The sequence below is a fragment of the Ruegeria sp. O11 genome (assembly GCF_056535285.1).
In genome coordinates, this window is sequence record NZ_JBQERS010000015.1 from 107,446 (window position 1) to 114,021 (window position 6,576).

The following is a 6,576-nucleotide window of genomic DNA, read 5'->3' on the forward strand; positions in this document are numbered from 1 at the left end:
TTAAAACGGCTGATCCGGTTAGATAGACAATGGCCCGAAAGCGTTTTCGGGTATTAATTTAGCCCGACACGGGTCCCGGGCGTCCCAATCCTCTCACTTTGGGTTCCTTGGCTATCAGACAGTGCCGTCCAAATGTTTGGTGCTTTCCGGGTCACAAGGTAGCAAGGTCGGCAAAACGGATAAAGTGGGTGTTCAAGGAACCTTTTAAAGAGCCTTTTCAATGAATTTTGAAAAAAGCTCACCCTGCGAGTTGATCCTAAGTTTCGCGTAAATGTTGCGTCTGTGGATGCGGACTGTGCCTGGAGAGATGCCGAGAATTGTGCCAACAGCTTCTGCCGAATGGCCCTTCAATGTGAACTCAACGACTTCTCGTTCTCGTGGCGTCAGAACGCCATCGCCAAATGCCTGGAATGCTAGATCAACGCGACGACTAACGCCATTCGCTGCGGCGCCGCGGGCCATCGTTGGAAAGTCACTCCAATGTTTGCAACAGGCTGCCCGAACGAGCGGCCATAGAGCGTGCAAATGACGAATTTCCTTGGCTGAAAAAGGCTTCGCTGATCGCATGAGCGAGACCACAACCATCCCAGTGCTTGGGATATCGATAAAGTAGCCAATCTCCTCTGCTAACCCAGTCCTTTTGTAATAGCTGCGATAGTATTCGCCCTGATAGAACCTGTCCGGTGCGATATCGCGCATGCGGTACAGACCCGGTGTTATCGGTTTTGTCGCGGCCAAAAAAAATGGATCAAGTACGTAGGGCCCTGCTTGGTAATCCTCAACAAAAATACGCCGTTTGCTTTTGGGAAAATCGTCGTGAAGGTCTATTGGTGCTTCGGTTCCGACATGGCCAAACACCACCGTAAAATCAAATGGTGCGACCTGCCGTAAGCCATCTGCCAAAGCACATGGAAATTCTGGGGTTCCGATCTTCTCTACGACCCTGCCGGCCTCTTCCATCCAATCGTACACACGCCGCTCCAGATTTTCGAAAAGCACCTCTATACCCTAATTGTGGTATATACAGTTAATCCGAGTTATTGTTACTTTTTCCTTGTTTGAGTGGTATGCCAGCAAATGCCAAAAAATCAAGCAAAAGGAAAACAGCAGTATATGAGCTTTGACATGAGCGTCACCATGCAGACGATTGCGGAACTCAGAGGAGTGACCAAGACCTTCGGGAATGTGGTCGCCGCCAAAGACCTGAATCTTTCCATTGGGAAAGGAGAGTTCCTGTCGTTCTTAGGCCCATCTGGTTGCGGCAAAACCACTGCACTTAGGATGCTGGCGGGTTTCGAGAAACCAACCGAAGGTCAGGTGTTGCTCGATGGCGAAGTCGTCAACGACTTGGATGCGCACCATCGCCCAGTCAACATGGTGTTTCAGCACTACGCTCTTTTTCCTCACCTAAGCGTGTTCGACAACATCGCGTACGGCCTGCGCCAACGACGACCACGCGTAGACAAACAAACAATCGCGACAAAGGTTGAGCAAGCGCTGGAAACTGTCCGTCTTGGTGGGTTTGGCCCACGTCGCATCTGGGAGATGTCTGGTGGTCAGCAGCAACGCGTCGCTTTGGCGCGTGCGATCGTAAACGAGCCCAAGCTTTTGCTGCTTGATGAACCAATGGCTGCTCTGGATCGAAAGCTTCGAAAAGAAATGCAGTTTGAACTGCAGAACCTGCAACGACAACTGGGAATAACTTTTGTCCTCGTCACGCACGACCAAGAAGAAGCGCTTTCAATGTCCGACCGAATTTGTGTGATGGAAGGCGGCAGTATTGTGCAGGTTGGCAGCCCACGCGAACTCTATGACATGCCCCGCAGCCGCTACGTGGCTGGATTTGTAGGCACCTCAAATTTCTTTGATGCAACTGTAACTGACGCAGTAGCCGACCAAATCACTGTGCGTTTAGCGAGTGGCCAAAAGGTGCACGGAACTCCGGAGATTCCAATAGATGCAGGGCAGGAAGTGTGCGTTAGTATCCGTCCTGAACAGATCACGCTGACCCGCGCGCTACCCACAGCTGAAATCGCTCTGCCAGTTACCATTCAAAATCGGATCTTCCTTGGGGAGCACACAGAATACCTTGCGCGCAACGAAGCACTGGGTGATTTCCACGTACTTGTGCCAAGGCAAGCGGAATTGAGCGAGGGGACGTTCAATGCAGGAGAGCAGGCCTTTGTTTCATGGGGCGAAGGCGCACTGCTGATCCTGGAAAAATAACAAATCCCGCAATCCAACAACAGAGAGGTTCACAATGACTAAGGATAATGGGACTATTTCCAAGCAAAAGTTCATGGAAGAGCTTCGCCGGTACCAAAAGGGTTCGGTTACACGGCGACATTTCTTAGGCGTGACAGGTCTTGGGATGGCAACGGCCGTTCTGGGCACGGCCATTCCTGGGTTGCGTCCACGCCCGGCATTTGCTGCCGGGGACATTGGCGACCGAGTGATCCTCGCCACATGGCCGAACTACCATGACGAGATGAACTTCGAAGCCTTCACGGAAGCCACTGGCGCCCATGTTCAGGTAAATGTTTTTGGCTCGAACGAAGAGATGTTGGCAAAACTACAGGCTGGAGGGTCTGGCTGGGACGTTTTCGTTCCAACCAACTACACGATCACTACGTATGTGGGTGAAGATCTGATCATCCCGCTCGATACGTCCAAACTGCCAAACTACGACGCAGGTTCATTCGAACAGCGCTTTTCAGATGCCGGCTCTGTCGATGGCCAGCTTTACGCGGTGCCGAAAAACTGGGGCACGACCGGCTTTGCAGTGAATACTAGTAAGCTTGACGGCGCTCCGACTCCAACCACTTGGAAAGAGTTCTGGGACCTTACTATGGAAGGTTACTCAGGTCGGACAATGGTGCATGATTACCAACTCACCACCATCGGTAATGCCCTGAAATACTTCGGCTACTCCTTCAACTCGGTCGATGAGAAGGAACTGGCGGATGCCGAGAAATTGTTGCTGGATGCTAAACCGCATCTGTTTGCAATCTCGTCGGATTATCAGCCACCGATGCGTAACGGTGACGCGTGGATGACGATGTGCTGGACAGGTGACGGCAAGCAGATGAATGTCGACATGCCTGAAATCGCCTACGTTCTGGGAGCCGAGGGCGGTGAACTCTGGTCCGACTACTACGCTATTCCTAAGGGCGCACCCCATATGGATGCCGCTTATGCCTTGATCGACTTCCTGCTGAACCCGGAAGTTAATGCGAAGGAAGTCCTCGCTCATGGCTATCCATCGGCTGATGCTCGCACCAATGCGTTGCTGCCGAAGGAATTGCTGGAAGATCCGATCCTTTATCCGGCAGCTGACCTTCTGAATGCGCTCGAGTTTGGCGCGGCGGCTACGCTAACCGATCCAAACCGTGCCGAGTTGCTCGCCCGCTTCAAGTCGGCCTAAGCGGCAAGGCCGCAATATCGGAAAAGACGAGGACAATATGACCGAACGAGGCAGAAAAGCACTGTTGCTGGCACCGGCAGGAATATGGCTTTTGGTAATGCTTGCCCTTCCACTACTGGTCGTCTTCGTCTTTTCCTTTGGCGAACGGGGTGCCGCCGGAGGCTATGTTCCAGCGTTCACTTTGGAACAATATGCCAACCTTCCTGCGCGATGGACGGCGTTTAAGAACACCTTGATCCTTGCACCTCTGGGGACTATCGCTGCGTTGGTAATTGCCTACCCGCTCGCCTACTTTCTTGCGGTGCGTTGTTCACCAAAGTGGAGAACTTCGCTGTTGATCCTGGTGATCGTGCCGTTCTGGACATCGATCCTGATCCGATCATACGCATGGATTTTCATCCTTGGGGGGCGTGGCTTGCCCGCTCTACTGGAGTCGATCGGCATCGACGATGTCCGCCTGATAAATACGCCATTCGCTGTGCTTGTGGGAATTGTCTATGGGTATCTACCTTTGATGGTTTTCCCAATTTTTGTAAGCTTGGACAAACTGGATAAACGCCTTCTGGAAGCCTCAGCTGATCTCGGCTCTACCCCATGGCGTACGTTCCGTCAGGTGACACTTCCTTTGTCAGTACCAGGTATCGCAACTGGCTGCATGCTGGTCTTCATCCTGCTCATGGGCGAGTTTCTGATCCCAGCGATCTTAGGTGGCGGAAAAGTGTTTTTCGTCGGAAATGCGCTGGTGGACCTGTTCCTGCAGTCTCGAAACTGGGCGTACGGATCGGCGGTCGCAATGACGCTGGTTGTCGTAATGCTTGTCACTGTCTCAATTTACATGAAATTCATCTCGCGCCTGGGTGGCCAGCGCGAAGATGTCTCGCTGATGTGAGGGTCCGATGCGCTTATACGCGATTTGCGTCTACCTTTTTCTCTATATTCCAATCGGCATCATCGCGCTTTTCAGCTTTAATGCCGGACGACACGCAAGCCAGTTCATGGGGTTCTCGACCCGATGGTATGGCAAAGCGCTCAACAACCCATTTGTTATGGACGCGCTCGAGACCAGTCTGCTTGCGGCATTCATAACTGCTTGCCTCGCATCCACACTCGGAACCATGGCGGCCATCGCTTTACAAGGGGTTAAGGGATGGCTCCGAACTTTATTCGATGCGATGATTTATATTGCGATAATGATACCAGGTATCGTCATCGGTATCGCGACACTCATTGCCCTGGTCACCGTATTTGGCTGGCTAAACCCGCTTCTTGCGAGCCTATGGCCCGATGGAGCAAATCCCCCGCAACTTTCCATGGGGATGCCCACGCTTGTCGCCGCACACACCATGTTCACAATGGCGCTGGTCATAATCATCGTACGTGCAAGGCTATCGGGTATGGACCGTGCCCTCATGGAAGCATCGGCTGACCTCTTTGCGACGCCCTGGGGCACCTTTCGGCAGGTGACCCTGCCGTTGATAGCACCGGCAATTTTGGCGGGCTTCCTGCTCAGCTTCACTTTCTCATTTGATGATTTCATCATAGCGTTCTTCGTAGCTGGCTCAGAAACAACCCTGCCTATCTACATATTCTCATCCATCCGGCGCGGCGTAACGCCCGAGATCAATGCCATCGGCACTATGGTTATGGGCGCGTCGCTCTTGTTGCTCGTTGCAGCGCAACTGCTTTTGCGCCGAGGCGCCTCAAAATCGAATAGTTAAATAAAGGAGCCAAGTGAAATGCGGCTTGCAGGTAAAGTCGCGCTCGTGACGGGCGCGGGATCAGGAATTGGTCGGGCGGGTTCAATGGCAATGGCACAAGAGGGTGCGCATGTTGTGGTAACGGATCGCGATGCAACACTTGCTGAAGCCACTGTGGCCGCGATCGTTGCGCAGGGGAATCAAGCATCTGCCATACAGCTTGATGTGACCGATGACGGTGCCCTTACCAAAGCCATAGACGAAGCAGTAAAAAACTTCGGTCGGCTTGACGTGTTGCACTCTCATGCTGGGTTGCAGATCGAAGGAACGCTGGAAGAAGTGGAACCAGATGGAATGGATGCTTCTTGGGCATTGAATGTCCGCGCTCACTTCATTGCCGCGCGCGCAGCCGTCCCCCATATGAAATCACAAGGTGGAGGCAGCGTGATCGTCACGGCCTCCAATTCTGGGGTTCAATACGACCGGGGCATGATCGCCTATGCGACTACAAAGCACGCAGCTGTTGCGATGGTCCGGCAGATGGCAGCCGACTACGCTGTCCATGCAATCCGTTTCAATGCCCTTTGTCCAGGATTTGTAGACACCCCCTTCAATGCAGGCTTCGAAAAGCAGATGGGTGGCCGTGCCAAACTGGAAAGCTACATCGAGCAGGCGATCCCTATGAGTCGGTGGGCGACAGTTGAAGAGATTGGCCATGGGATCGTCTATTTAGCTTCAGATGAATCCGCTTTTATGACGGGGCAAGCCTTGGTTATCGATGGCGGTGAATGCATTTAGTGATGGGTTAGACCGCTCAAGAGAATGTCTATCGCCGCACTTCATTTTTGGTGAGCACATTTCAGTCCGCTTTGGGCTCGATGCGGTCATTTGCAAATTACTCGTGAGCGTCTGCTGTGCGGGACTTTGCAGCCATCCGCATTCTTGCTCTAAAGGACCACAATCAGCCCAAAGCGGACCTTCGTAACAAGACGTTGCAATTTCCGAGACCGGATGTGGGTGCGCTCATAACGCTGCGTTTCTGACATTGATTTCATAAAAGAAAAGCTTGGAAGTTTGCCAACAGGTTTGCATGCCACTGAGGAACCCGAACATACAGGCTCTCAGGCTTATATGCGGTGCCCAATTACAGTTTACTCCCAATCACCAGCAGACGAGCGCCACGTCTTTGCTTCCGCATCCCAAACACTGGCTGTTGCGCAAGGCGTCGGGTTTATTCCGTCACAATTAGTTCCGTGGACATCTGCAAGGACAATGCGTTGACGCCCGAATTCGACAACCGTCCAGCCTCGATTGAGCAAGGAGTGAACTTCCTCTTCAATCAAGAAGTGCGACATGCATCCACCAGTTCCGCAATAAAGAGATGCAGCACTCGAACACGCGAATCCAGATTCATTCAGAACCCAGTCGGGTTGTAGATCTCCGTCGAGATCGACC

The 6,576-nt window shown here is 52.6% G+C and carries 6 protein-coding genes; 5 read left to right on the forward strand and 1 reads right to left on the reverse strand.

What is annotated here, in order from left to right:
• Window positions 1-204 precede the first annotated feature (204 nt).
• The gene (locus ACRZ91_RS19580) at window positions 205-960 is read right to left on the reverse strand and encodes a helix-turn-helix transcriptional regulator (RefSeq protein ID WP_170463244.1); all 756 of its coding nucleotides are present in this window, start codon (window positions 958-960) and stop codon (window positions 205-207) included.
• Window positions 961-1,125: 165 nt separating this feature from the next.
• Between ACRZ91_RS19580 and ACRZ91_RS19585 the strand changes: the two genes are divergently transcribed.
• Genes ACRZ91_RS19585 through ACRZ91_RS19605 form a run of 5 tightly spaced genes read left to right on the forward strand, consistent with a single transcriptional unit; the run spans window position 1,126 to window position 5,919 of the window.
• A complete protein-coding gene (locus tag ACRZ91_RS19585; protein WP_480907978.1) occupies window positions 1,126-2,226 on the forward strand; it encodes an ABC transporter ATP-binding protein in 1,101 nt (366 codons plus the stop codon).
• A 34-nt stretch (window positions 2,227-2,260) separates the two neighbouring features.
• The gene (locus tag ACRZ91_RS19590) at window positions 2,261-3,424 is read left to right on the forward strand and encodes an ABC transporter substrate-binding protein (protein WP_010442234.1); all 1,164 of its coding nucleotides are present in this window, start codon (window positions 2,261-2,263) and stop codon (window positions 3,422-3,424) included.
• Between the two features lie 37 nt (window positions 3,425-3,461).
• Entirely contained in the window at window positions 3,462-4,313 is an 852-nt protein-coding gene (locus ACRZ91_RS19595) for an ABC transporter permease (RefSeq protein WP_142638982.1), read from the forward strand.
• Window positions 4,314-4,320: 7 nt separating this feature from the next.
• Window positions 4,321-5,142: an ABC transporter permease gene (locus ACRZ91_RS19600; protein WP_171176822.1), complete on the forward strand. Its 822-nt coding sequence runs from the start codon at window positions 4,321-4,323 to the stop codon at window positions 5,140-5,142.
• 18 nt (window positions 5,143-5,160) lie between these two features.
• On the forward strand, window positions 5,161-5,919 hold the full coding sequence (locus tag ACRZ91_RS19605; protein WP_480907981.1) for an SDR family NAD(P)-dependent oxidoreductase: 759 nt from the start codon (window positions 5,161-5,163) through the stop codon (window positions 5,917-5,919).
• Window positions 5,920-6,576: the final 657 nt, after the last annotated feature.